Here is a 22,089-nt window from a genome sequence, read left to right on the forward strand (position 1 = left end):
GCTTACTGGTAGACGAAGCCCATGACGATGCCGATGAGGGCGAGAGCCTCACAGAAGGCGAAGCCCATGATCTGGTTGGTGCGGATCAGGCCGGCGGCCTCGGGCTGACGCGCGAGGGCCTGGGTGCCGTTACCGAAGATGATGCCGACGCCGACGCCGGGGCCGATCGCCGCGAGGCCGTAGCCGATGGAGGCGACGTTGCCGACCAGGGTGGTCTTGGCAGAGCCTTCGGCAGCGAGGTTGACAAGCTCGAGAGCAGCGGACATGCCGTTACTTCCTTCTCTTTCACGGACCGGTGGGGGTTGGCCACCGGACGTCTGTTGGTTCTTGGGGGCGGGGCCGGCTCAGCGGTGCTGGCTCAGTGGCCCTTGGCGAGTGCGCCCTGGATGTAGCTGGAGGCCAGGAGCACGAAGACGTATGCCTGGACGGCCTGGATGAACAGCTCGAAGAGCGTCATCACCAGGACCATGACGAAGGACACGGCGCCGTAGGCGATGCCGATCCCGTTCATCAGGTACCAGGAGGCCAGCGTGAACATCACCAGCAGCAGGTGGCCGGCGAACATGTTCGCGAACAGTCGGACCGCGTGGGTGAACGGGCGGATGATCAGGTTCGAGAAGAACTCGATCACGACGACCAGCGGGAGCACCCAGCCGAGCGACTTGTCGTAGCCGGTGATGTTCTTCCAGGCGCCGGACCAGCCGTGCTTCTTGAAGGTCAGTCCGACCCAGAGCACGTACACGATCAGTGCGAGACCGGCCGGGAAGGCGATCAGCGACGGGACCGGGAACTGGGCGAGCGGAATGATCGACCAGATGTTCATGATCCAGATGAAGAAGAACAGCGACACCATCAGCGGGACGTACTTCTCGCCGTCCTTCTTGCCGATGATCTCGTACACGATGCCGCGGCGTACGAAGTCGTACCCGGCCTCACCGATCATCTGAACCTTGCCGGGAACCAGCTTCGGCTTGTTGAACGCCGCCCAGAAGAACGCGACGATCACCACCGTGCTCAGCAGCGCGAGCAGCATGGGCTTCGTGAACTCGAAGCCCGCCACCTCGAACATCGGCTTGTACATGAAGGTGTGGAGGCCCGGAGCCGGGAACCCGCATCCGGAGAAAATGTGGCAGCTCGCATCAAAGGCAAGCGTTGTGTCAGCACTCACCGCGGGCTCCTTCAGCGTGGCGCATAGGTACGGCAACCTCGTTGTGTCGGCGCGGCAGGAAGCCGCGGGTCGGCACTGGACTGGTGGTCTTGGAAAGCTGGGCGGGGCGGTTCGGCATCGAGCCTCGCGCTGGGACAGGCGTCAGCTCGGATGCCCGCGCCCGCAGTGCCGCAGTTGGCACCGGACGATAGCAGCATCTCGAACGGCCATTTATCCCGGCCCTACCCTTCACGACGACGACCCGGTCTTCTGGGACTTGTCGGCCTCGGCGGACGCGTCGTCGACGTAAAGAATCTTGGCCTTCATGTAGGCGCGCGCCTGGGCGGCGATCCACACGAGGGTGACGGCGAGCAGTGCGAAACCGAACGCCTTGAAGTCGAACAGCTCTGTTCCCTTGAACACTGCCAGGAAGACGAACAGCAGCAGCAGTTGGAGCACATAGAGCAGGAGCCCCATGGCCTGGAAGAGCTGCGGCAGGCGCTTCGCGGTGCGCTGGAGTGCCACCAGCCCACCCCCCATGAAGACGATCGCCAGCGCTGCGCCCACGAGTGCCCCGAGCGCTGCCTCGCCGCCGCCGAGCACCGCGCCGACCAGGACGGCGAGCACGCCGACGGCAGCGGAAGGCACAGCGGTTCGGAGGAGTGTCCGGGCGTCGTTGGACGGCATGGCGGCAGCTCCGCTTTGCTTGGTGGGGGCAGTGGGTGTCGTCATGGACGAGCGTAAGCCCGGATCGAGAAGGGTCCTCGGGCCGCCGGACCGTCGCACAGCGGTCCCGCGGCTCTGTCGCCGGGTCTCGTGAACCGTATCACAAACTATTTGATGCAGTCTTTACCCAGAAAGTGTGGTTGCTGTCACACATGAGGGTGACTCCGCCCGTGTGTGCAGTGCGCGTCATCGCTTTGTCTGGTATTGGGCTGCACTGAGGCAATCGTCAACGTGGCTATGTCAGTTGAAACGCGAACGGGGGCCCACCGCTGTCGCCCCGTTGACGCCGGCCGGGACCGGGGTGCGGTCCGCCTCGTCGCTCTCCTCCGCCGCCGCGGCTCCGGCAGCCCCGTCGGGGGAGCCCGCCGCCGAGGAGGCCACGACCTGGTTGCGCCGACGCCGGTAGCGGGGCGGAACGAACGCCTCCATCCAGCGCGGGGCGCGGGGCGTGAAGCGCGGCAGGAGCAGCAGCAGCAGACCCAGCGCGCTCAGCACGACGACGAGCATGACGAACCACATGCTCTCCTTGGCCACCGAGTAGGCGACCATGCCGAACGCGATCAGCGCCGACCAGAAGTACATGATCAGTACGGCCCTGCTGTGCGAGTGCCCGATCTCCAGCAGCCGGTGGTGCAGATGCCCGCGGTCCGCCGCGAACGGCGACTTGCCCTGCCAGGTGCGCCGCACGATCGCCAGGATCAGGTCGGCGAACGGGATCGCGATGATCGTCAGCGGTAGCAGCAGCGGAATGAAGACCGGCAGCATCGCGTGGGTGGCGTTGCGCTCGCCGCCGACGAACAGCTTGAGTGCGTCCGGGTCGACCTGCCCGGTGATCGAGATCGCGCCGGCCGCGAGCACGAGCCCGATGAGCATCGAGCCCGAGTCGCCCATGAAGATGCGCGCCGGATGCATGTTGTGCGGCAGGAAGCCCAGGCACATGCCCATCAGGATCGCGGCGAACAGGGTGGCGGGGGCCGCCTCCTCGATCCCGTACCGGAACCACATGCGGTAGGCGTACAGGAAGAACGCGGCGGTGGCGATGCAGACCATGCCGGCCGCCAGCCCGTCCAGACCGTCCACGAAGTTCACCGCGTTGATGGTGATGACGACCAGGGCGACGGTCAGCAGATTGCCCTGCCAGGGGGTCAGCGAGACGGTGCCGATGCCGGGGATCGGCAGGTAGAGGACGGTCAGGCCCTGCATGACCATCACGCCGGCGGCGATGAACTGGCCGCCCAGCTTGATCAGGGCGTCGATCTCGAACTTGTCGTCGAGCACGCCGATCAGCCAGATCACCGCGGCTCCGGAGAGCAGCGCCCGCGGCTCGTTGGAGAGCTCGAACACCCCGTTGAGGCTGGCCAGGTGGTCCGCCACGAGCAGGCCCGCGCACAGACCGCCGAACATGGCGATCCCGCCGAGCCGCGGTGTCGGCTCCCGGTGGACGTCACGGGCGCGGATCTCCGGCATCGCTCCGGCCGCGATGGCGAACTTCCGCACCGGGCCCGTCAGCAGATACGTCACCGCGGCCGTGACGCAGAGCGTCAACAGGTATTCACGCACGGGCTGCCCCACAGTTGTCGCTGACCATCTCAGCCCCACACCCTAGCTTCGCGACCACACGGATGAAGACACTCGGGTGCCCCTGGCCGGTTCCGCGCGGCGGATTCCTCACGCGTACGGCCGCGGATTCATCCCGCGTACGGGGGAAACCTCCGGGCCAGCTCGCGTACCTCCGTGGCCGCATTCCGCTCCCCCCTCAGCGCCTGCGCGAACAGCGCGGCGACCCGCGCCATCTCCGCCTCCCCCATGCCCTGGGTGGTCACGGCGGCCGTGCCGAGCCGCAGGCCCCGCCCGTCGCCGTAGGGCAGTGCGCAGGTGTCGAGCACCACACCCGCCGCCGCGAGCCGCGCCCGTGCCTCGCGTCCGTCCAGCCCCAGGGGGGAAGGATCGACGGTGATCAGATGGGTGTCCGTGCCGCCCGTGGGGACGACGAAGCCCTCGGCGGCGAGCCCGTCGGCGAGGACACGCGCGTTGGAGACCACCTGATGGGCGTACGCGGTGAAGGCCGGCCGCGCCGCCTCGCCGAAGGCCACCGCCTTCGCCGCGATCGTGTGCATCTGCGCGCCCCCCTGGGTGAAGGGGAACACCGCGCGGTCGATCCGCTCCGCCAGTTCGCCGCCGCACAGCAGCATCCCGCCGCGCGGCCCGCGCAGCACCTTGTGCGTCGTGGCACAGACGACGTCCGCGTACGGAACCGGATTGGGCGCCGCTCCCCCGGCGACCAGGCCGATCGGATGCGCGGCGTCGGCCAGGAGGTACGCCCCGACGTCGTCCGCGATGGCGCGGAAGGCCGCGTAGTCGGGGTGGCGGGGGTAGGAGATGGAGCCCACCACGATGGCCCGGGGCCGGTGGGTGCGGGCGAGCGCGTACACCTGCTCGTAGTCGATCAGCCCGCTCTCCGCGTCGACGCCGTACCCCACCACGTCAAACCAGCGGCCGGAGAAGTTCACCGGCGACCCGTGGGTGAGGTGCCCGCCGGACGGCAGCCCCATCGCCAGCAGGGCGTCCCCGGGCTTGAGCAGCGCGGCGTAGGCGGCGAGCACCGCGGCGGAACCGGAGTGCGGCTGTACGTTCGCGTGCTCCGCGCCGAACAGCCCCTTGGCCCGGTCGACCGCGATCCGCTCGGCGCCGTCGACGACGTCGCAGCCGCCGTGGTGACGGGCCCCCGGGTACCCCTCGGCGTACTTGTTGGCCAGAGGGGACCCGAGGGCGGCCAGTACCGCCCGCGAGGTGAAGTTCTCCGCGGCGATCAGCTGGAGCCCGTCGGCCTCGCGGCGTGCCTCGTCCCGTACGACGGCGGCGATCTCCGGGTCCTGCCGGGCGAGCGCGTCGAAATCGGCGCCCGCGGGCACGGAGGGGGTGGGAGCGGGTGCGGCGACGACAGGCATCTCTGGCTCCGGGCCTCGGAGGGACTTCTGTGACGTGTCCCCCAATGTAGGCCCGCCACGCCCCGCCCGCCCGGCGTACGCGGGGACGGACCCCGCGCGACCCCGCTCAGCCCTTGGCCGGCACGCCCGTCAGCGCCGTCACCACGGGATCCAGCGCCAGGTTGATCTCCTCGCCGATCGAGCGGAAGAAGGTGATCGGCGCCCCGTACGGGTCGTACACCTCGTCCGCCTCCTCGCTCGGCGCCAACAACCAGCCCCGCAACGCCGCGGCAGCCCGTACCAACGCACGGGCACGCTCCACCACGCCGTCCTCCAGGGGGTCCGGCAGGGTGAGCGGGTCTATGGCCCGTACCAGGCGGTTGAACTCCTTCAGGGTGAAGGTGCGCAGGCCCGCGGAGTGGCCCATCGAGATGACCTGGGCGCGGTGGTCGCGGGTCGCGGTCAGGACGAGGTCGGCGCGGATGACGTGCTCGTCGAGCAGTTCGCGCCCGGTGAAGCCGGAGGCGTCGGCGCCGAAGTCGGCGAGGACGGCGGCGGCGTTGGCCTCCATGGGGGCGCCCTCGTGTCCCCAGGTGCCGGCGCTCTCCACGACGAGCCCGCCGATGGAGGGGTCGCCGAGGCGCTCCTCCAGGGCATGGCGGGTCAGCCGCTCGGTGATCGGCGAGCGGCAGACGTTGCCGGTGCTGACGTGGAGGATACGGAAGGTGGTCCCCGATATGCCTTCTGCTGTGCCACGCCCGTCAAGGGCGGTCAACTCGCCACCTCAAGATCGGGTACGACCTTGCGGAGCTCCTCCGCGCTGAGCACTCCGGCCCGCAGGAGCACCGGCACCGGGCCGGTGACGTCGACGATGGAGGAGGGGAGGTTGCCCGGGGTGGGGCCGCCGTCCAGGTAGACGGAGACGGAGTCGCCGAGCATGTTCAGGGCGTCGTCGCAGGTCTCGGGGGACGGATGGCCCGTGAGGTTGCCGGAGGAGACGGCCATCGGACCGACCTCGGTGAGCAGCTCGATGGCGACCGGGTGCAGCGGCATCCGGATGGCGACGGTGCCACGGGTGTCACCGAGGTCCCACTGGAGGGACGGCTGGTGCTTGGCGACCAGGGTGAGCCCGCCGGGCCAGAACGCGTCGACGAGCTCCCAGGCCTGCTCGGAGAAGTCGGTGACCAGACCGTGCAGGGTGTTCGGCGAGCCGATGAGAACGGGCGTGGGCATGTTGCGGCCCCGGCCCTTGGCGTCGAGGAGGTCGGCGACCGCCTCGCTGCTGAACGCGTCCGCGCCGATCCCGTACACGGTGTCGGTGGGCAGCACGACCAGCTCACCGCGGCGGACGGCCGAGGCGGCTTCACGCAGACCGGTCTTGCGGTCGGTCGCGTCGTTGCAGTCGTATCGCCGTGCCATTTAACGGACCCCCTCGGGCAGGAACATCGGGCTGTACACACTCACGTCGTACGCTTCCCCGCTCACGGCATCGCCTTGCGGGCGGTCGCGAAGCGGGGCCTGTTGTTGAGGTCCGGGTGGTCGGCGGCATCCGCCCAGCCCCGCTCCTCGGTGAAGATCCACGGGACCTGGCCGCCCTGGGTGTCCGCGTGCTCGATGACCACGACGCCGCCGGGGCGCAGCAGCCGGTGCGCGGTGCGCTCGATGCCGCGGATCAGGTCGAGGCCGTCCTCGCCGGAGAACAGCGACATCTGGGGGTCGTGGTCCCGGGCCTCCGGCGCGACGTACTCCCACTCGGTGAGCGGGATGTACGGCGGGTTGGAGATCACCAGGTCGACCTGGCCGTCCAGCTCGGGCAGCGCGGTGAGCGCGTCCCCGTGGTGCAGGGAGACCCGGGAGCCGTCGACGTTCTTGCGCGTCCACTTCAGGGCGCCCTCGTCCAGTTCCACCGCGTGCACGCGCGAGCGCGGCACCTCCTGGGCCAGCGCGAGCGCGATGGCGCCCGAGCCGGTGCACAGGTCGACGATCAGCGGTTCGACGACGTCCATGGCGCGTACGGCGTCTATGGCCCAGCTGACGACCGACTCGGTCTCGGGCCGGGGCACGAAGACGCCGGGCCCCACCTGGAGCTCCAGGTAGCGGAAGAAGGCGCGGCCGGTGATGTGCTGGAGCGGTTCGCGGGCCTCGCGGCGGGCGATGGCCTCCCAGTAGCGGGCGTCGAAGTCGCTGTCGGGGACCCGGTGCAGCTCTCCCCGCTTGACACCGTGCACGAACGAGGCGAGCTCCTCCGCGTCGAAGCGCGGTGAGGGCACGCCGGCGTCGGCCAGCCGCTGGGTGGCCTGCGCCACCTCGGCGAGCAGCAGATTCATCCGGATCCTCCGGCTTGCAGGGACAGCTGGGAGTGGGCAGTCGGTTGCGGACGCCTACTGTGCGGCGGCGAGCTTGGCCGCGGAGTCCGCGTCGACGAGGGCCTGGATGACGGCGGCGAGATCGCCGTCGAGCACCTGGTCCAAGTTGTACGCCTTGAAGTTCACGCGGTGGTCGGAGATCCGGTTTTCCGGGAAGTTGTACGTACGGATCTTCTCGGAGCGGTCGACCGTACGGACCTGGCTGCGACGCACGTCCGAGGCCTCGCGCTCGGCGGCCTCCTGGGCGGCGGCGAGCAGCCGGGAGCGCAGGATGCGCATGGCCTGCTCCTTGTTCTGGAGCTGGCTCTTCTCGTTCTGGCAGGAGGCGACGACACCGGTCGGCAGGTGCGTGATGCGCACCGCGGAGTCGGTGGTGTTGACGGACTGGCCGCCGGGACCGGAGGACCGGTACACGTCGATGCGCAGGTCGTTGGCGTGGATCTCGACGTCGACCTCCTCGGCCTCGGGCGTGACGAGCACGCCGGCGGCGGAGGTGTGGATACGGCCCTGCGACTCGGTGGAGGGCACCCGCTGCACCCGGTGCACGCCGCCCTCGTACTTCAGGCGGGCCCAGACGCCCTGGCCGGGCTCGGTGGCACCGTTGCCGCCCTTGGTCTTCACGGCGACCTGGACGTCCTTGTAGCCGCCCAGCTCGGACTCGGTGGCGTCGATGATCTCGGTCTTCCAGCCGACGCGCTCCGCGTACCGCAGGTACATGCGCAGCAGGTCACCGGCGAAGAGGGCCGACTCGTCGCCGCCCGCGCCCGCCTTGACCTCAAGGATCACGTCCTTGTCGTCGCTGGGGTCGCGGGGGACGAGCAGGAGACGCAGCTCCTCGGTGATCTCGCCGCGGCGCTTCTCCAGGTCCTTGACCTCGGCCGCGAAGTCCGGGTCGTCCGCGATGAACTCGCGGGCCGTCTCGATGTCGTCGCCGGTCTGCTTCCAGGACAGATAGGTCCGGATGATCGGGGTCAGCTCGGCGTAGCGCTTGTTGAGCTTGCGCGCGTTGGCCTGGTCCGCGTGGACCGACGGGTCCGCCAGCTTCTTCTCAAGATCGGCGTGCTCGCCGATCAGGTCCTCGACCGCCTCGAACATCTCGGCTCCTGGTTTCGCTCAAGTTTAGGAAGGTGCGGTGCGTCACGACAAAGCGCCGGTCATCGCCGCCCCTGTACGGAGCGGTCGAGGACCGGCGCGATGACTCGCTACTTCGCGGCGGAGCCGGCAGCCTTGCCGAAGCGGGCCTCGAAGCGGGCCACACGGCCGCCGGTGTCGAGGATCTTCTGCTTGCCCGTGTAGAACGGGTGGCACTCGGAGCAGACCTCGGCACGGATGGTGCCGTCGGTCAGGGTGCTACGGGTGGTGAACGACGCGCCACAGGTGCAGCTGACCTGGGTCTCGACGTACTCGGGGTGAACATCGCGCTTCAAGGTGACTCCTAGGTTTCGGGAGGGCACCGGGTCGCATCCGCGGATTTGCGGGTACGTGAACCGGGGCCGACGGACCAGTCTGCCAGGGCTGGCCCGCGCTTCAAAATTCGAAGGTAATCGTCTCAACGGGGACGGGCCCCGATGTATTCCACGGGGGCGGGCCGGGGCCTCAGCTGTGTTCCACGGGGGCGGGCCGGGGCCTCAGCCGCTCTTGACTATCTGGCCCGCGTCGCTCTTGTCGCCGGCCGCACCCTCGGAGACGGACGCCGGAATGGGCTGCTCCGCCCGGAGCGCCTGCCACAGCTGCTGCCCCTGCTTCTCCAGCGGCAGTACCCGGTTGAGGTCCTGCGGGTCGTACTGGACCGGCAGCGTGACCATCTTCATGTCCTCGGCGCCGATGCCCTTGAGGCCGTCCGCGAAGGAGACCAGGCTGTTCACGGAGGCCAGGTCGCTGTCGGTGGTGACCGTCTTGGTGGCCGCGTCGGCGAGGTCGTAGAGCTTCTTCGGGTTGGTGAAGACTCCGACGTCCTTGACCTGGCCGATGAGGGCCTTCATGAACGCCTGCTGGAGCTGGATGCGGCCCAGGTCACTGCCGTCGCCGACGCTCTTGCGGGTCCGCACCAGGCCGAGGGACTGCTCGCCGTTCAGCTGGTGGGTGCCGGGCGGCAGGTCGAGGTGGCTCTTGGGGTCCTTGATCGCCTTCTTGGTGGTGATCGGGACGCCGCCGAGCTCGTCGATGAGCTTCTTGAAGCCGGTGAAGTCCACCTCGACGTAGTGGTCCATCCGGATGCCGGACATCTTCTCGACGGTCTTGACCGCGCAGGCGGGCCCGCCCACCTCGTACGCCGTGTTGAACATCTGGCGCTCGGCGGCCGGGATCGGCGTCTTGCCGTCGTTGTCGGAGACGCAGTCGGGGCGGGAGACCAGGGTGTCGCGCGGTATCGAGACGATGGCGGCCTTCTTGTGGCCCGGGTAGACGTGCAGGACCATCGCGGTGTCGGAGCGCGCTCCGCCCTCGTCCGTGCCGTACTTGCCGTTGTCGCCGTGCCGGGAGTCGGAGCCCAGGACGAGGATGTCCTGCGAGCCGTTGTCGACCTCCTCGGGGCGGTCGGTGCCGAGGGCGCCGTTGATGTCGACGCCGTGCAGGTTGCCGTCGAGCTTGAAGTACACGTAACCGAGCCCGCCGCCACCGAGGACCACCACACCCGCGGCCACCCAGGCCAGCGTGGTGACGGCCCTGCGGCCCTTGGTGCGTCCCTTGCGGCGTCTGCCGGTGGCGCGTATTCGGCCACTGCCCCTGCCGGTCTCGCTCATGCGCTCCTCAGTCCCTCGTGGATACCCGCGTACCCCCTGCCGTGGTGGATCAGGCACGGTTTGTCGTCACTTGTCAGACGGTGGATCACCCAGAAGGGTTGCACGGCGTCCTGTGTCGGCCTCGGGGGAAGAGGGCTGCCGGAGATGCTTGCAGGACTCTTTAAGAGCGCTTCTTATCCTATCTGAGCTGCCCTTTTACGCACCCGGACGAGACGCCGCCCATGATCACTCCCAGTGACGGATGTGGCGCAAGTCTCGGGTCGGTCATCGGGTCGGTCACGACGCGAGGGCCCCGCCACAGCGTGCGTGGCGGGGCCCTCGGGTCGTACCTGCCGGAGCTGATCAGCCCGACAGGGCGTTGCCGCTCCTAGTCGTTGCCGCTTCCGTTGCCGGACGGCGTCGTCTTGGCGATCTGCATCAGGAACTCGGCGTTCGACTTCGTCTGCTTCATCTTGTCGAGCAGCAGCTCGATGGCCTGCTGCGAGTCGAGTGCGTGCAGCACCCGGCGCAGCTTCCAGACGATCGCCAGCTCCTCGGCGTTGAGCAGGATCTCTTCCTTACGGGTACCGGACGGGTCGACGTCCACCGCGGGGAAGATGCGCTTGTCGGCGAGCTTGCGGTCGAGCTTGAGCTCCATGTTGCCGGTGCCCTTGAACTCCTCGAAGATCACCTCGTCCATCCGCGAGCCGGTGTCGACCAGCGCGGTGGCGAGGATGGTCAGCGAGCCGCCGTCCTCGATGTTGCGCGCCGCGCCGAAGAAGCGCTTCGGCGGGTAGAGCGCGGTCGAGTCGACACCACCGGAGAGGATGCGCCCGGAGGCCGGGGCCGCCAGGTTGTACGCACGGCCGAGCCGGGTGATCGAGTCGAGCAGCACGACCACGTCGTGACCCAGCTCCACGAGGCGCTTGGCGCGCTCGATGGCCAGCTCGGCGACGGTGGTGTGGTCCTCGGCGGGACGGTCGAAGGTCGAGGAGATGACCTCGCCCTTCACCGACCGCTGCATGTCGGTGACCTCTTCCGGACGCTCGTCGACCAGGACGACCATCAGGTGGCACTCGGGGTTGTTGACCGTGATCGCGTTGGCGATGGCCTGCATGATCATGGTCTTGCCGGTCTTCGGCGGGGCCACGATCAGACCGCGCTGGCCCTTGCCGATCGGCGCGACGAGGTCGATGATCCGGGTCGTCAGGACGCCCGGGTCGGTCTCCAGGCGCAGCCGGTCCTGCGGGTACAGCGGGGTGAGCTTCTGGAACTCGGGGCGGCCCCGGCCGCTCTCCGGCGCCATACCGTTGACGGAGTCCAGGCGCACCAGCGCGTTGAACTTCTCGCGGCGCTCGCCGTCCTTGGGCTGGCGGACCGCACCGGTGGTGTGGTCGCCCTTGCGCAGGCCGTTCTTGCGGACCTGGGCCAGCGAGACGTACACGTCGTTCGGGCCGGGCAGGTAGCCGGAGGTCCGGATGAACGCGTAGTTGTCGAGGATGTCCAGGATGCCCGCGACGGGGATCAGCACGTCGTCGTCGTTGACCTGCGGCGGGGCGTCGCTGCCGAACTCGTCGCGGCCACGGCGGCCACGGCGGTCGCGGTAGCGGCCGCGGCGGCCACGGCGGCCGCCCTCGAAGTCGTCGTCGTCCTGGGGACCGTTGTCACGGCCCTGGTTGTCACGGCCCTGGTTGCTGCCGCCCTGGTTGCCCTGGTTCCCCTGGCCGCCCTGGTTGCCACCCTGGCGCTGCTGGCGGCCCTGGTCGTCGCCGCCGCCCTTGTTGCCGCGGTCCCGGTCCCGGTCGCGGCGGCTCTGCCGGTCGCCGCGGTCCTGGCGGTCGCCGCGACCCTGGCGCTCCCCGCGCTGGCCGCGGTCGCGCCGGCCCTCGGCGTTGTCCGCCGCCTGGTCCGCCCTGGTGTCCGTCTGCGCCTCGGCCTTGGCCTCGGTCTTGACGTCACCCTTGGGCTCGGACTTCTGGCGGTCCGTCACCTCGCTTGCGGCGGTGGCCTGTTCGGGGCTGCCGGCCGCCGCGGTGGCGCGACGGCGGCGGCGCTCGCCGGACGGCTGGTCGTCGCTGGCAGGCTGACCGGGGATGTCGATCTGCTGCTGGGAAACGGCCTTCTCGGCCTTCTTCCCGGCCGGGGCGGCAGCTTCCGCAGCCGCGGCTTCCGGCGCGGCGGCGTCCTTGGCGGCTTCCGGGGCGGCGTTCGCCGCGCCGCGCGCCTTGGTGGCGGCACGGCGCTTCGGCTTGGCCTCGGCGTCGCCGGCATCGGCGCTCTTGGCCGGGGCCGAGCCACCGGCCTGCGTCTCCTTGATGACCTCGATCAGCTGGCCCTTGCGCATCCGCGCGGTGCCCTTGATCCCGAGGCCGGACGCGACCTGCTGCAGCTCGGCCAGGACCATGCCGTCCAGGCCGGTGCCGGAGCGGCGGCGCCGTGGGGCACTGCCGGTGGCAGCACCTGCGTCGGACGCGTTGTCGACATTCTTGTCGGCAGTCACGCCCATCAGATCGGTGGTGTCGCTCACGAAGGGTCCTTCCCTGGAGCGGACGTCGGCCTGTCTGGCTCGGCGACCGGTTGTGCTGTGCCGGCGGTCCCGTGTGGAGAACCGTGCCGGGGCGGTGGTCCGCCGGATGTGGCGGGGAGATAAACGTGCGTGGGGTTCCGACCCGAAGTCCCCAGTTGCCCCCTCTGGGAAGAACGCGGGGTGTCGTGCCGGTTCCGGAGCGTGCTCAAAACTGCTCAGGCAGGCTGCTCAGGCAGTTTGGGGAGGCTCCCGGAAGAAGACGGTCCCGAAGGGGACACGATGCACCACGCCGCGAAGGCGTCGGATGCAGACTTGAGATTAACACTACCGGCTCCAACAAACATTCCCCCTCTCATCCACCGGCAATCACCCACGGACCGGGCCCGGCCCTAGCCGGCCGCGTCCTGCTGGGCGAGCGGAAGCACGCTCGCGCCCGCGGCGTCGAGGGAGAGCCTGCCCGCTGCCCACCCGTCGCCCGCCATCCGCACGACCTTGTCGGCCGCGTGGTCCTCGGTCAGGGCGAGGACCGTGGGGCCCGCGCCGGAGATGACCGCGGGGACGCCGTCCGCGCGCAGCCGGTTGACGAGCGCGACGCTCTCGGGCATCGCGGGGGTGCGGTAGTCCTGGTGCAGACGGTCCTCGGTGGCGGCCAGCAGGTGCTCGGGGCGCCTGGTCAGCGCCTCCACGAGCAGGGCGGCACGGCCCGCGTTCACGGCTGCGTCCACATGGGGGACGGTACGCGGGAGCAGACCGCGGGCGGCCTCGGTAAGGACGGGTACCGACGGGACGAAAACCACCGGAACGACTCCGTCCGAGGGGTCCATCCGAATGGCGCGGGCGGCGCCGGAGTCCATCCAGGCGAGCGTGAAGCCGCCGAGCAGGCAGGCGGCCACGTTGTCGGGGTGTCCCTCGATCTCGGTGGCGAGTTCGAGCAGGGCCTCGTCGTCCAGCTTGGCGTCGCCGCCTATGGTCACCGCGCGGGCGGCCATGATGCCCGCGCAGATGGCGGCGGACGAGGAGCCGAGGCCGCGGCCGTGCGGGATGCGGTTGGCGCAGACGATCTCCAGGCCGCGCGGCTGGCCGCCGAGGACGTCGAAGGCGGTGCGCAGGGACCGTACGAGCAGGTGCCGCTCGTCGCGGGGCAGCGTCTCGGCGCCCTCGCCCGCGATGTCGATGTGCAGGCCGGAGTCGGCGACGCGTACCACCACGTCGTCGTAGAGCCCCAACGACAGGCCGAAGGCGTCGAAGCCCGGCCCCAGGTTGGCACTGGTGGCGGGGACACGCACGCGTACGGCGGCGGCTCGGAAAGCAGGACCGGCCATCGCTCGACGATCTCCTTGTGTGGCTGGGGCGTGGGGTGGGGACTTCACAAGCTGGCGCACCCGGGGCCTGACGGCAACAGCACCGCGGCATATGCGGCGCGGCAGGTTGGGTACAGCCTATCGAAGGAAGGTTCCATGAGGACATAGGGCGCACAGGAGGCGCACGTGTCGCCCGGACGCGGACGGTCGCGGGGCCGGGCGGCCGTCCGCCCGGGGCGCGGGGAACCGCGCGAGACCGTAGTGGCTGGTCGCGCACTCCCCCGCGCCCCCGGAAGCACGGCCCGCGCCCGGGGCGGGGGCGTGCTACGCGAGGCCGAGCTTCTCCGCGGCGATGGCGGCGTCGACCGGGACAGCCGTGGCCGGCGGGGCTCCCGCGGTGGCCCACTCGGGGTCCTTGAGGCCGTTGCCGGTGACCGTGCAGACGATGCGCTGACCCTTGTCGACCTGGCCCGCTTCGGCGGCCTTCAGCAGACCGGCGACCGACGCGGCCGAGGCGGGCTCCACGAAGACGCCCTCCTGGGCGGCCAACAGGCGGTAGGCGGCCAGGATTTGACGGTCCGTCACCTCGTCGATACGGCCGTCGGACTCGTCCCGTGCGGCGAGCGCGAAGCTCCAGGAGGCCGGGTTGCCGATCCGGATCGCGGTGGCGACCGTCGAGGGGTCCTTGACGATCTCGCCGCGGACGATCGGCGCGGAGCCCGAGGCCTGGTAACCCCACATCCGCGGGGTGTGCGTGGCCAGTTCGTCGCCCGCGTACTCCTTGTACCCCTTCCAGTACGCGGTGATGTTGCCCGCGTTGCCGACCGGGAGGACGTGGATGTCGGGGGCGTCACCGAGTGCGTCCACGATCTCGAAGGCGGCGGTCTTCTGGCCCTCGATGCGGACCGGGTTCACCGAATTGACCAGCGCCACCGGGTAGTTGTCCGACAGCGAGCGGGCCAGCGTCAGGCAGTCGTCGAAGTTGCCGTCGACCTGGAGGATCTTGGCGCCGTGCACGAGTGCCTGGCCCATCTTGCCGAGCGCGATCTTGCCCTGCGGGACGAGCACGGCGCAGACCATTCCGGCCCGTACCGCGTAGGCGGCGGCGGACGCGGAGGTGTTGCCGGTGGAGGCGCAGATGACGGCCTTCGCGCCCTCCTCCTTGGCCCGCGTGATCGCCATGGTCATGCCGCGGTCCTTGAAGGACCCGGTCGGGTTGGCGCCCTCGACCTTGAGGTACACCTCGCAGCCCGTGCGCTCGGAGAGGACCTGCGCGCGGACGAGCGGCGTGCCGCCCTCGCCGAGCGAGACGACCGGCGTCGTGGCCGTCACCGGGAGCCGGTCCCGGTACTCCTCGATGATGCCGCGCCACTGGTGGGTGCCCTTGATGGTCATGGGTCCTTACTCCCCTTCAACACGCATGATGCTGGCGACACCTCTGACGGTGTCGAGCTTGCGCAGCGCTTCGACGGTCCCGGAGAGGGCCGCGTCGGGCGCGCGGTGGGTGACGACGACGAGGGAGGCCTCGCCGTCCTTCCCCGACTGGCGGACGGTGTCGATCGACACGTCGTGTTCGGCGAAGACCGTCGCGACCTGGGCGAGCACGCCCGGCTTGTCGGCCACGTCGAGGCTGATGTGGTACCGCGTGACGACGTCGCCCATCGGGCTGACGGGCAGACGCGTGTACGCGGACTCGCCGGGCCCTGTGGACCCGCCGAGCTTGTTGCGGCAGACGGCCACGAGGTCGCCGAGCACCGCGGACGCGGTGGGCGCGCCGCCTGCTCCAGGCCCGTAGAACATAAGCTGCCCGGCGGCCTCCGCCTCCACGAACACCGCGTTGTACGCCTCACGGACGGAGGCCAGCGGGTGGGTCAGCGGGATCATGGCCGGGTGCACGCGCGCGGTGACGGAATTCCCGTCCAGGGCCCGCTCGCAGATGGCGAGCAGCTTGACGGTGCAGCCCATCCGCTTTGCGGAAGCGATGTCCGCGGCGGTTACCTCGGTCAGCCCCTCGCGGTGCACGTCGCCGATCTTGACCCGGGTGTGGAAGGCGATCCCGGCGAGGATGGCGGCCTTGGCGGCGGCGTCGAAGCCCTCGACGTCGGCGGTCGGGTCGGCCTCGGCGTACCCGAGGGCGGTGGCCTCGTCGAGCGCCTCGGAGTAACCGGCTCCGCTCGTGTCCATCTTGTCGAGGATGAAGTTGGTGGTGCCGTTGACGATGCCCAGCACGCGGTTGACCTTGTCGCCCGCGAGGGACTCGCGCAGCGGCCGTACCAGCGGAATGGCGCCCGCGACGGCGGCCTCGTAGTAGAGGTCCCGGCCGTGCTTCTCGGCGGCGGCGTGCAGTGCCGCGCCGTCCTCGGCAAGCAGCGCCTTGTTCGCGGAGACGACCGACGCGCCGTGCTCGAAGGCCGTGGTGATCAGGGTCCTGGCGGGCTCGATGCCGCCGATGACCTCAATGACCACGTCGATGTCACCCCGTTTGACCAGGGCGGTCGCGTCGGTGGTGATGAGCGCGGGGTCGATGCCCTCGCGCACCTTGGAGGGCTGGCGGACGGCCACCCCGACGAGCTCCACGGGAGCCCCGATACGCGCCGTGAGGTCGTCGGCGTGCGTCGTCATGATGCGCGCCACCTCTGAGCCGACCACACCACAGCCCAGCAGCGCCACCTTCAGCGGACGCGTACGCATCATCCGACCTCACTCCTCATACTTCTTACGGTGTTGACCAGTCTCACCCACCGGACGGGAGTTTCTATCCCCCGTCCAGTGGCTGAGACAAGGATTCCACTAGCCGACATCGAGCCGCAGGAGATCTTCCTCGGTCTCGCGCCGGACGATCACCCGGGCCGCGCCGTCCCTGACGGCGACGACGGGCGGGCGCAGTGCGTGGTTGTAATTGCTCGCCATGGAGCGGCAGTACGCGCCGGTGGCGGGCACGGCGAGCAGGTCGCCGGGGGCGGTGTCGGCAGGCAGGAACGCGTCCCGTACGACGATGTCGCCGCTCTCGCAGTGCTTGCCGACCACCCGCACCAGCATCGGCTCGGCGTCGGAGCGGCGGGAGACGAGCGCCACGCTGTACTCGGCGTCGTACAGGGCGGTCCTGATGTTGTCCGACATGCCGCCGTCCACGCTGACGTAGGTCCGCAGGCCCTCCAGCGGCTTGACGGTCCCCACCTCGTACAGCGTGAAGGCGGTGGGGCCGACGATGGCGCGTCCGGGCTCGACCGAGATGCGGGGGGTCCTGAGGTTTGCCGCTTCGCATTCGCGAGTGACGATCTCGGTGAGCGCCTTGGCGATGTGGTGCGGCTCGCTGGGGTCGTCCTCGGGGGTGTACGCGATGCCGAGTCCGCCGCCGAGGTCGATCTCCGGGAGCTCCACGCCGTGCTCGTCGCGCACCTCGGCCAGCAGCTGTACGACGCGTCGCGCCGAGACCTCGAAGCCCGCCATGTCGAAGATCTGCGACCCGATGTGCGAGTGGATCCCGATGAGTTCGAGCCCGTCCAGCGCGAGCGTCCGCCGCACGGCCTCCGCCGCCTGTCCGCCGGCCAGCGCGATGCCGAACTTCTGATCCTCGTGGGCGGTGGCGATGAACTCGTGGGTGTGCGCCTCGACGCCCACCGTCACCCGGATCTGGACCCGCTGGCGAAGGCCGCGCTCGTGGGCGATGTGCGCGACGCGGACGATCTCCTGGAAGGAGTCGAGCACGATCCGCCCGACCCCGGCCTCCACGGCGCGGGTGATCTCGTCCACGGTCTTGTTGTTGCCGTGGAAGGCGATGCGCTCGGCGGGCATGCCGGCGTCGAGCGCGGTGGTCAGCTCGCCGCCCGAGCACACGTCCAGGTTCAGCCCCTCCTCCTGCAACCAGCGCACGACCGCGCGCGAGAGGAAGGCCTTGCCCGCGTAGAAGACGTCCGCGTCGCTGCCGAAGGCGTCGGCCCAGGCGCGGCAGCGGGCCCGGAAGTCGGCCTCGTCGAGGAAGTAGGCGGGCGTGCCGAACTCCTCGGCCAGACGGGTGACTTCGAGTCCGCCGACGGTGACGACACCGGCGGCGTTCCGCTCGACGGTCCGCGCCCAGACCTTCTCGTCGAGGGCGTTGAGGTCCTCGGCGGGGGCGGAGTAGTGCCCCTCGGTCAGCACGTCGGCGTGGCGGGGCCCGGCGGGGTGGGCGGAACGGCTCATGCTTCTTCTCTCACTTCTTCCCGTACGTCTTCACGCACGTCACAGGTGGTCCGGTGCACTGATGCCGAGCTGGGACAGGCCGCCGGCCAGCACCGTCCCGGCGGCTTCGGCGAGAGCCAGCCGGGAGCGGTGGGCGGCCGAGGGTTTCTCGTCGCCCAGCGGCAGGACGGGCACCGTGTCGTGGAACCGGAGGAAGGCGTCGGCGACGGTGACGAGGTACCGGGCAACGCGCTCGGGCGCGCCGAGCCGGCCGGCCGCGTCGAGCTCGACGGGCCAGGCCCCGAGCAGGGCCATGAGTTCGGCGGCGGCTTCCGGTGCGGTCTCGGGGACGAGCCGCCCGGGGACAAGCTCGGGTGCGATGCCCGGTGTGGTCTCCGGGGCGGGCTCGGGTGTGATGTCCGGTGCCGTCTCCGGGACGGCCCGGCCGGGGTTCTCGTACGAGGGACCGAAGCCGAGGTCGGCTGCGTTCCTGCGCAGCGCCCGCGTCCTGGAGTACGCGTACCGCACCCGGAAGAGAGGGTTCCGCTCATGCTGGGCGAGCAGGTCGGTGTCGGCAGCGGGAAGCAGCAGCGCCCAGACGGCGGCGTCGTGCCCGAGCCGGGCGAGGGCGGCCGGGGCGGGGGTGGGCACGGGCAGGGCCGGCATGGGATGGGCGGACGGGCCGGCCGCGTCGGACCCTCCGGCGCCTTGGGCGAGCAGCGGCCGTGCGACCTCGCCGCCACCTTGGGCGAGCGACTGCCGTACGACCTCGCCGCCACCCTGGGCAAGCAGCTGCCGTACGACCTCGTCGCCCGACCCCGCGTCCAGCGTGAAGTTCAGGAACCCCGGTCCGGTGACCTCGACCGCGGCGAGCCCGGGGGCGTCGGCCAGCCGCTCGCGGAGGATCTCGGCGACCTCGCGCGCCGGCCTGCCCGCGCCGCGGGCGAGCCGCAGGGCCACACTGCTGGCGTACTCCCCGGTGCCGCCGGGCCTGGTGCGCTCGACGAAGGCCCGCTCGGGCACCGGAGCGGGCAGCACGTCCTCCTCGACGGCGCGGCACACGGCGCGCAGCACGGTACGGGAGAGCTCTGCGGGGGTCACGCGCCAAGCCTAGGCGAGATGGGGGTGGCTCCCGCGAACGGGTTTCAGCATCTGGGCGGGTACGGAGGCCGTCACGGGGCCGGGGGCGCCCCGTGCGCGGTCCGCCCGTACCCGGCGGGGTGCCTGCCGTCGGTGGACGGCGGTTCCTCCTGACCTGCCAGCCGCCGGACCAGCCCGACCAGTTCGGTGGGCTCGAAGGGCTTGGAGAGAAAGGCGTCCACCCCGGCTGCCAGGCCGCTCTCGACCTCGTACTGCGTACAGGCACTCACGATGGCGACCGGCAGGTGACCCGTACGGGGGTCGGCGCGGAGCCGGGCGGCGGTGCTGAGCCCGTCGAGCCGGGGCATCACGACGTCCAGGGTGATCACGTCGGGGCAGACCCGGTGGACGATCTCCAGGCATTCGGCACCGTCGGAGGCGGTCACGACCTCGAAGCCCTCCAGCTCGAGATTGACCTTGATCAGCTGCCGGATGACCTTGTTGTCATCGACGACAAGGACCCGGCCGAACACGCCCGGCACTCTTCGAGAGTAGGTCGGACTCCCGCAGCGCGTACGGGTTTTACCCACTTCCGCCCCGCGCGGGGGAAGCGCTTGCCAACGGCTGACGTGCGGAACGCGCAGATATCTGTTCACGGGCACCGGCCACTAGCTGGTAAGGTTCACCACGTCGCCGACACACCGTGCGACACGCCCCCGTAGCTCAGGGGATAGAGCATCGGCCTCCGGAGCCGGGTGCGCAGGTTCGAATCCTGCCGGGGGCACTTCGCAGGAAGTGTCCGAGGACCCCGCGGTCAGCGTTTTCGCTGATTGCGGGGTCTTCGCGTATGTACGGGCAGGTTCGGGTCGGGTACGGGCCGGCAGGGGTCGGTCGATATGGGAGACGGCCCGTGCTTCCGCGGCGCGGTGGTCAGGCGGAAGTCCGTTTCCTGGCGGGGGCCTTCTTGGCAGGGGCCTTTTTCGTGGCGGCCTTCTCCGTGGCGGCCATCGTGGCGGCCTTCGTGCCGGCCTTCTCCGTGGCGGCCTTCTCCGTGGCGGCCTTCGTGCCGGCCTTCTCCGTGCCGGCCTTTTTCGTGGCCGCAGCCGGCTTCCTCGCCGTGGAAGCAGTCGCCTTCGCGGCCGTCGTCCCCTTCACGCCCGTGGCCTTCTTCGTTGCCGTGGTCTTCTTCGCGGCCGTGCTCTTCTTTGGCGCCGGTGCCTTCTTGGGGGCGGACGTCCTCTTCCGGGAGTCCAGTTCCGTGACCTTCGCGGGGGGCTTCTCGGCTGCGTCCGGCGGTCCGCCGTGGGAGTCCTTCGCGGCACGGACGCTGTTCTTCAGGGCGGCCATCAGGTCCAGGACCTGGGCATCCCCACCCGTTTTCTCCGTCGTCGCCGGTGAGATCGAGCCGCCGCTCTCGGACTTGGCGGCGATCAGCTCCTCCACCGCCGCGCGGTAGTCGTCGTGCAGGGAGTCGAGGTCGACCTCGCCGAGGGTGTCCATCAGGGTGTCGGCCAGGTCGAGTTCGGCGTCGCGGACCGTGACGTTTCCTTCGGGGGCGACGTCCTCGGGCCCGCGGATCTCGTCCGGCCAGAGCAGACCGTGCATGGCGATCACGTCGTCGACGACGCGCAGCATTCCGAGGCGCTCCCGCCCGCGCAGGGCGAACTTCGCGACGGCGACCTTGCGGCTGCGGGAGAGCGCTTCGCGCAGGAGGGTGTACGGCTTGGCGGCCGGGACCCCGTTGGCGGAGAGGTAGTAGGCCTGGTCCATCTGGAGGGGGTCGACGGAGGCCAGCGGGACGAAGGCCACGATCTCGATCGTGCGGGCGGTCGGCAGCGGCAGGGCGGCCAGGTCGTCGTCCGTGATGGGGATGACCGCGCCGTCGGCGTCCTCGTACCCCTTGCCGATCTCGGCCGACTGCACCTCCTGCTCGTCCAGCTCGCACACCTTGCGGTAGCGGATCCGGCCACCGTCCGCGGTGTGGATCTGCCGGAAGGAGATGGCGTGGTTCTCCGTCGCGGTGAAGAGCTTGACGGGGATGCTGACCAGTCCGAAGGAGATGGAGCCGTTCCAGATCGATCTCATGCCCGTGGGCCCTTTCGGTGGGATTCTTATGCTATGTCGCCCATGACGGAGGTGGAGGGTCGGAAACTGGCCCTCAGCAATCTGGAGAAGGTGCTCTATCCGGCCACCGGTACCACGAAGGGCGAGCTGCTGCACTACGTCGCCACGACCGCCGGGGCGCTGCTCCCGCACGTGCACGACCGGCCGATGTCCTTCCTGCGCTTCCCTGACGGGCCGCAGGGCGAGACCTTCTTTGCGAAGAATCCGCCGCCGGGCAGGCCCGCATGGGTGAAGACGGTGGAGGTGTCACGGTCGGAGGGGGTCGCGGCGCGGCAGGTGCTGGTGGCCGATCTGCCCTCGCTGATGTGGGCGGCGAACCTGGTGGTGGAGTTCCACGTACCGCAGTGGCGGGCGGAGAGCCCCGGGGTGGCCGACCGGATGGTGTTCGACCTGGACCCCGGGGAACCGGCGACGGCCGCGGAGTGCTGCGAGGTGGCGCTGTGGCTGCGGGACCGGCTGGCGGCCGACGGTCTGGGCGCGTGGGTCAAGACCTCCGGGTCCAAGGGGCTGCACGTCCTGGTCCCGGTGGAACCGACGCCTTCGGACCGGGTCAGCGCCTACGCGAAGGCGATCGCGGTGGAGGCGGAGGCGAAACTTCCGGAACTGGTGGTGCACCGGATGGCGCGGGCACTCAGGAAGGGACGGGTGTTCGTCGACTTCAGCCAGAACTCCGCGGCCAAGACGACAGCCGCGCCGTACACCGTCAGGGCGAGGAGCGAGCCGACCGTGTCCACGCCGTTGACCTGGGAGGAGGTCGGGACGGGGAAGACCGACGCGGGGTCGCTGGTCTTCCGGCTGGACGACGTGACGCGACGGCTGGAGCGGCACGGGGACCTGCTGGCCCCACTGCTGGACCTGAACCTGGCACGTGGACTGCCGAGCCGGGCGGGGTCGGGAGCGTAGCCGGGTGTGGCCGTCCCGGGCGGGGTCAGGAGCGTAGCCGGGGTGTGGCCGTCCCGGGCGGGGTCAGGAGCGTAGCCAGGTGCGCCGGTCCCGCGCGGGATCAGGCG

General features: G+C 70.3%; 20 protein-coding genes and 1 tRNA gene. 2 read left to right on the plus strand and 19 right to left on the minus strand.

The window, feature by feature from the left end; genetic code table 11:
- Positions 1–2: 2 nt before the first annotated feature.
- From atpE to ACIQM4_RS05485, 18 genes are all read right to left on the minus strand, one after another.
- On the minus strand, positions 3–266 hold the full coding sequence (atpE, locus tag ACIQM4_RS05400) for an ATP synthase F0 subunit C (protein WP_401586397.1): 264 nt from the start codon (positions 264–266) through the stop codon (positions 3–5).
- A gap of 92 nt (positions 267–358) precedes the next feature.
- Positions 359–1,168, minus strand: a complete 810-nt coding sequence (gene atpB / locus ACIQM4_RS05405) for a F0F1 ATP synthase subunit A (protein WP_401586399.1) — start codon at positions 1,166–1,168, stop codon at positions 359–361.
- A 228-nt stretch (positions 1,169–1,396) separates the two neighbouring features.
- A complete protein-coding gene (locus ACIQM4_RS05410) occupies positions 1,397–1,834 on the minus strand; it encodes a hypothetical protein (RefSeq protein WP_401588092.1) in 438 nt (145 codons plus the stop codon).
- Between the two features lie 279 nt (positions 1,835–2,113).
- A complete protein-coding gene (locus tag ACIQM4_RS05415) occupies positions 2,114–3,433 on the minus strand; it encodes an MraY family glycosyltransferase (RefSeq protein WP_401586402.1) in 1,320 nt (439 codons plus the stop codon).
- 128 nt (positions 3,434–3,561) lie between these two features.
- On the minus strand, positions 3,562–4,821 hold the full coding sequence (gene glyA, locus ACIQM4_RS05420; protein WP_401586404.1) for a serine hydroxymethyltransferase: 1,260 nt from the start codon (positions 4,819–4,821) through the stop codon (positions 3,562–3,564).
- Between the two features lie 106 nt (positions 4,822–4,927).
- Positions 4,928–5,575, minus strand: a complete 648-nt coding sequence (locus ACIQM4_RS05425; protein WP_401586407.1) for a protein-tyrosine-phosphatase — start codon at positions 5,573–5,575, stop codon at positions 4,928–4,930.
- On the minus strand, positions 5,572–6,219 hold the full coding sequence (locus tag ACIQM4_RS05430) for an L-threonylcarbamoyladenylate synthase (RefSeq protein WP_401586409.1): 648 nt from the start codon (positions 6,217–6,219) through the stop codon (positions 5,572–5,574). The genes ACIQM4_RS05425 and ACIQM4_RS05430 overlap by 4 nt, the downstream gene beginning before the upstream one ends.
- A gap of 62 nt (positions 6,220–6,281) precedes the next feature.
- The gene (gene prmC, locus ACIQM4_RS05435; RefSeq protein ID WP_401586411.1) at positions 6,282–7,127 is read right to left on the minus strand and encodes a peptide chain release factor N(5)-glutamine methyltransferase; all 846 of its coding nucleotides are present in this window, start codon (positions 7,125–7,127) and stop codon (positions 6,282–6,284) included.
- 54 nt (positions 7,128–7,181) lie between these two features.
- Positions 7,182–8,261, minus strand: a complete 1,080-nt coding sequence (prfA, locus tag ACIQM4_RS05440) for a peptide chain release factor 1 (RefSeq protein ID WP_401586414.1) — start codon at positions 8,259–8,261, stop codon at positions 7,182–7,184.
- A gap of 107 nt (positions 8,262–8,368) precedes the next feature.
- Entirely contained in the window at positions 8,369–8,593 is a 225-nt protein-coding gene (gene rpmE / locus ACIQM4_RS05445) for a 50S ribosomal protein L31 (protein WP_401586417.1), read from the minus strand.
- Positions 8,594–8,794: 201 nt separating this feature from the next.
- Entirely contained in the window at positions 8,795–9,907 is a 1,113-nt protein-coding gene (locus tag ACIQM4_RS05450; protein ID WP_401586419.1) for an LCP family protein, read from the minus strand.
- 367 nt (positions 9,908–10,274) lie between these two features.
- Positions 10,275–12,413, minus strand: a complete 2,139-nt coding sequence (gene rho, locus ACIQM4_RS05455) for a transcription termination factor Rho (protein ID WP_401586421.1) — start codon at positions 12,411–12,413, stop codon at positions 10,275–10,277.
- Between the two features lie 389 nt (positions 12,414–12,802).
- Positions 12,803–13,735, minus strand: coding sequence for a homoserine kinase (gene thrB / locus ACIQM4_RS05460; protein WP_401586424.1), 933 nt, complete (start codon positions 13,733–13,735; stop codon positions 12,803–12,805).
- Positions 13,736–14,038: 303 nt separating this feature from the next.
- Positions 14,039–15,109 carry a threonine synthase gene (gene thrC, locus ACIQM4_RS05465; protein WP_401586426.1) on the minus strand — a complete coding sequence of 357 codons (1,071 nt, stop codon included), beginning with the start codon at positions 15,107–15,109 and terminating at the stop codon, positions 14,039–14,041.
- A 6-nt stretch (positions 15,110–15,115) separates the two neighbouring features.
- Positions 15,116–16,405, minus strand: a complete 1,290-nt coding sequence (locus ACIQM4_RS05470; RefSeq protein WP_401588095.1) for a homoserine dehydrogenase — start codon at positions 16,403–16,405, stop codon at positions 15,116–15,118.
- A 99-nt stretch (positions 16,406–16,504) separates the two neighbouring features.
- A complete protein-coding gene (gene lysA / locus ACIQM4_RS05475; protein WP_401586429.1) occupies positions 16,505–17,896 on the minus strand; it encodes a diaminopimelate decarboxylase in 1,392 nt (463 codons plus the stop codon).
- 39 nt (positions 17,897–17,935) lie between these two features.
- Positions 17,936–18,976 carry an ArgS-related anticodon-binding protein NrtL gene (gene nrtL / locus ACIQM4_RS05480; protein ID WP_401586431.1) on the minus strand — a complete coding sequence of 347 codons (1,041 nt, stop codon included), beginning with the start codon at positions 18,974–18,976 and terminating at the stop codon, positions 17,936–17,938.
- Positions 18,977–19,047: 71 nt separating this feature from the next.
- Positions 19,048–19,545, minus strand: coding sequence for a PleD family two-component system response regulator (locus tag ACIQM4_RS05485; protein WP_401586434.1), 498 nt, complete (start codon positions 19,543–19,545; stop codon positions 19,048–19,050).
- Positions 19,546–19,667: 122 nt separating this feature from the next.
- Between ACIQM4_RS05485 and ACIQM4_RS05490 the strand changes: the two genes are divergently transcribed.
- A tRNA-Arg gene (locus ACIQM4_RS05490) sits at positions 19,668–19,739 on the plus strand.
- Positions 19,740–19,885: 146 nt separating this feature from the next.
- Here the strand turns inward: ACIQM4_RS05490 and ACIQM4_RS05495 are convergent.
- Positions 19,886–21,040: a Ku protein gene (locus tag ACIQM4_RS05495; RefSeq protein WP_401586437.1), complete on the minus strand. Its 1,155-nt coding sequence runs from the start codon at positions 21,038–21,040 to the stop codon at positions 19,886–19,888.
- 33 nt (positions 21,041–21,073) lie between these two features.
- Between ACIQM4_RS05495 and ligD the strand changes: the two genes are divergently transcribed.
- Positions 21,074–21,982, plus strand: coding sequence for a non-homologous end-joining DNA ligase (ligD, locus tag ACIQM4_RS05500; protein ID WP_401586439.1), 909 nt, complete (start codon positions 21,074–21,076; stop codon positions 21,980–21,982).
- Positions 21,983–22,089 lie beyond the last annotated feature (107 nt).

It is taken from the genome of Streptomyces sp. NPDC091272, assembly GCF_044757485.1.
Classification (GTDB): domain Bacteria; phylum Actinomycetota; class Actinomycetes; order Streptomycetales; family Streptomycetaceae; genus Streptomyces.

Coding starts and splice junctions, on each gene's coding strand:
- atpE (WP_401586397.1), bottom strand. CDS start 266: ATGTCCGCTGCTCTCGAGCTTGTCAACCTCGCTGCCGAAGGCTCTGCC.
- ACIQM4_RS05410 (WP_401588092.1), bottom strand. CDS start 1,834: ATGCCGTCCAACGACGCCCGGACACTCCTCCGAACCGCTGTGCCTTCC.
- glyA (WP_401586404.1), bottom strand. CDS start 4,821: ATGCCTGTCGTCGCCGCACCCGCTCCCACCCCCTCCGTGCCCGCGGGC.
- ACIQM4_RS05430 (WP_401586409.1), bottom strand. CDS start 6,219: ATGGCACGGCGATACGACTGCAACGACGCGACCGACCGCAAGACCGGT.
- prmC (WP_401586411.1), bottom strand. CDS start 7,127: ATGAATCTGCTGCTCGCCGAGGTGGCGCAGGCCACCCAGCGGCTGGCC.
- prfA (WP_401586414.1), bottom strand. CDS start 8,261: ATGTTCGAGGCGGTCGAGGACCTGATCGGCGAGCACGCCGATCTTGAG.
- ACIQM4_RS05450 (WP_401586419.1), bottom strand. CDS start 9,907: ATGAGCGAGACCGGCAGGGGCAGTGGCCGAATACGCGCCACCGGCAGA.
- thrB (WP_401586424.1), bottom strand. CDS start 13,735: ATGGCCGGTCCTGCTTTCCGAGCCGCCGCCGTACGCGTGCGTGTCCCC.
- thrC (WP_401586426.1), bottom strand. CDS start 15,109: ATGACCATCAAGGGCACCCACCAGTGGCGCGGCATCATCGAGGAGTAC.
- ACIQM4_RS05470 (WP_401588095.1), bottom strand. CDS start 16,405: ATGCGTACGCGTCCGCTGAAGGTGGCGCTGCTGGGCTGTGGTGTGGTC.
- lysA (WP_401586429.1), bottom strand. CDS start 17,896: ATGAGCCGTTCCGCCCACCCCGCCGGGCCCCGCCACGCCGACGTGCTG.
- ACIQM4_RS05495 (WP_401586437.1), bottom strand. CDS start 21,040: ATGAGATCGATCTGGAACGGCTCCATCTCCTTCGGACTGGTCAGCATC.
- ligD (WP_401586439.1), top strand. CDS start 21,074: ATGTCGCCCATGACGGAGGTGGAGGGTCGGAAACTGGCCCTCAGCAAT.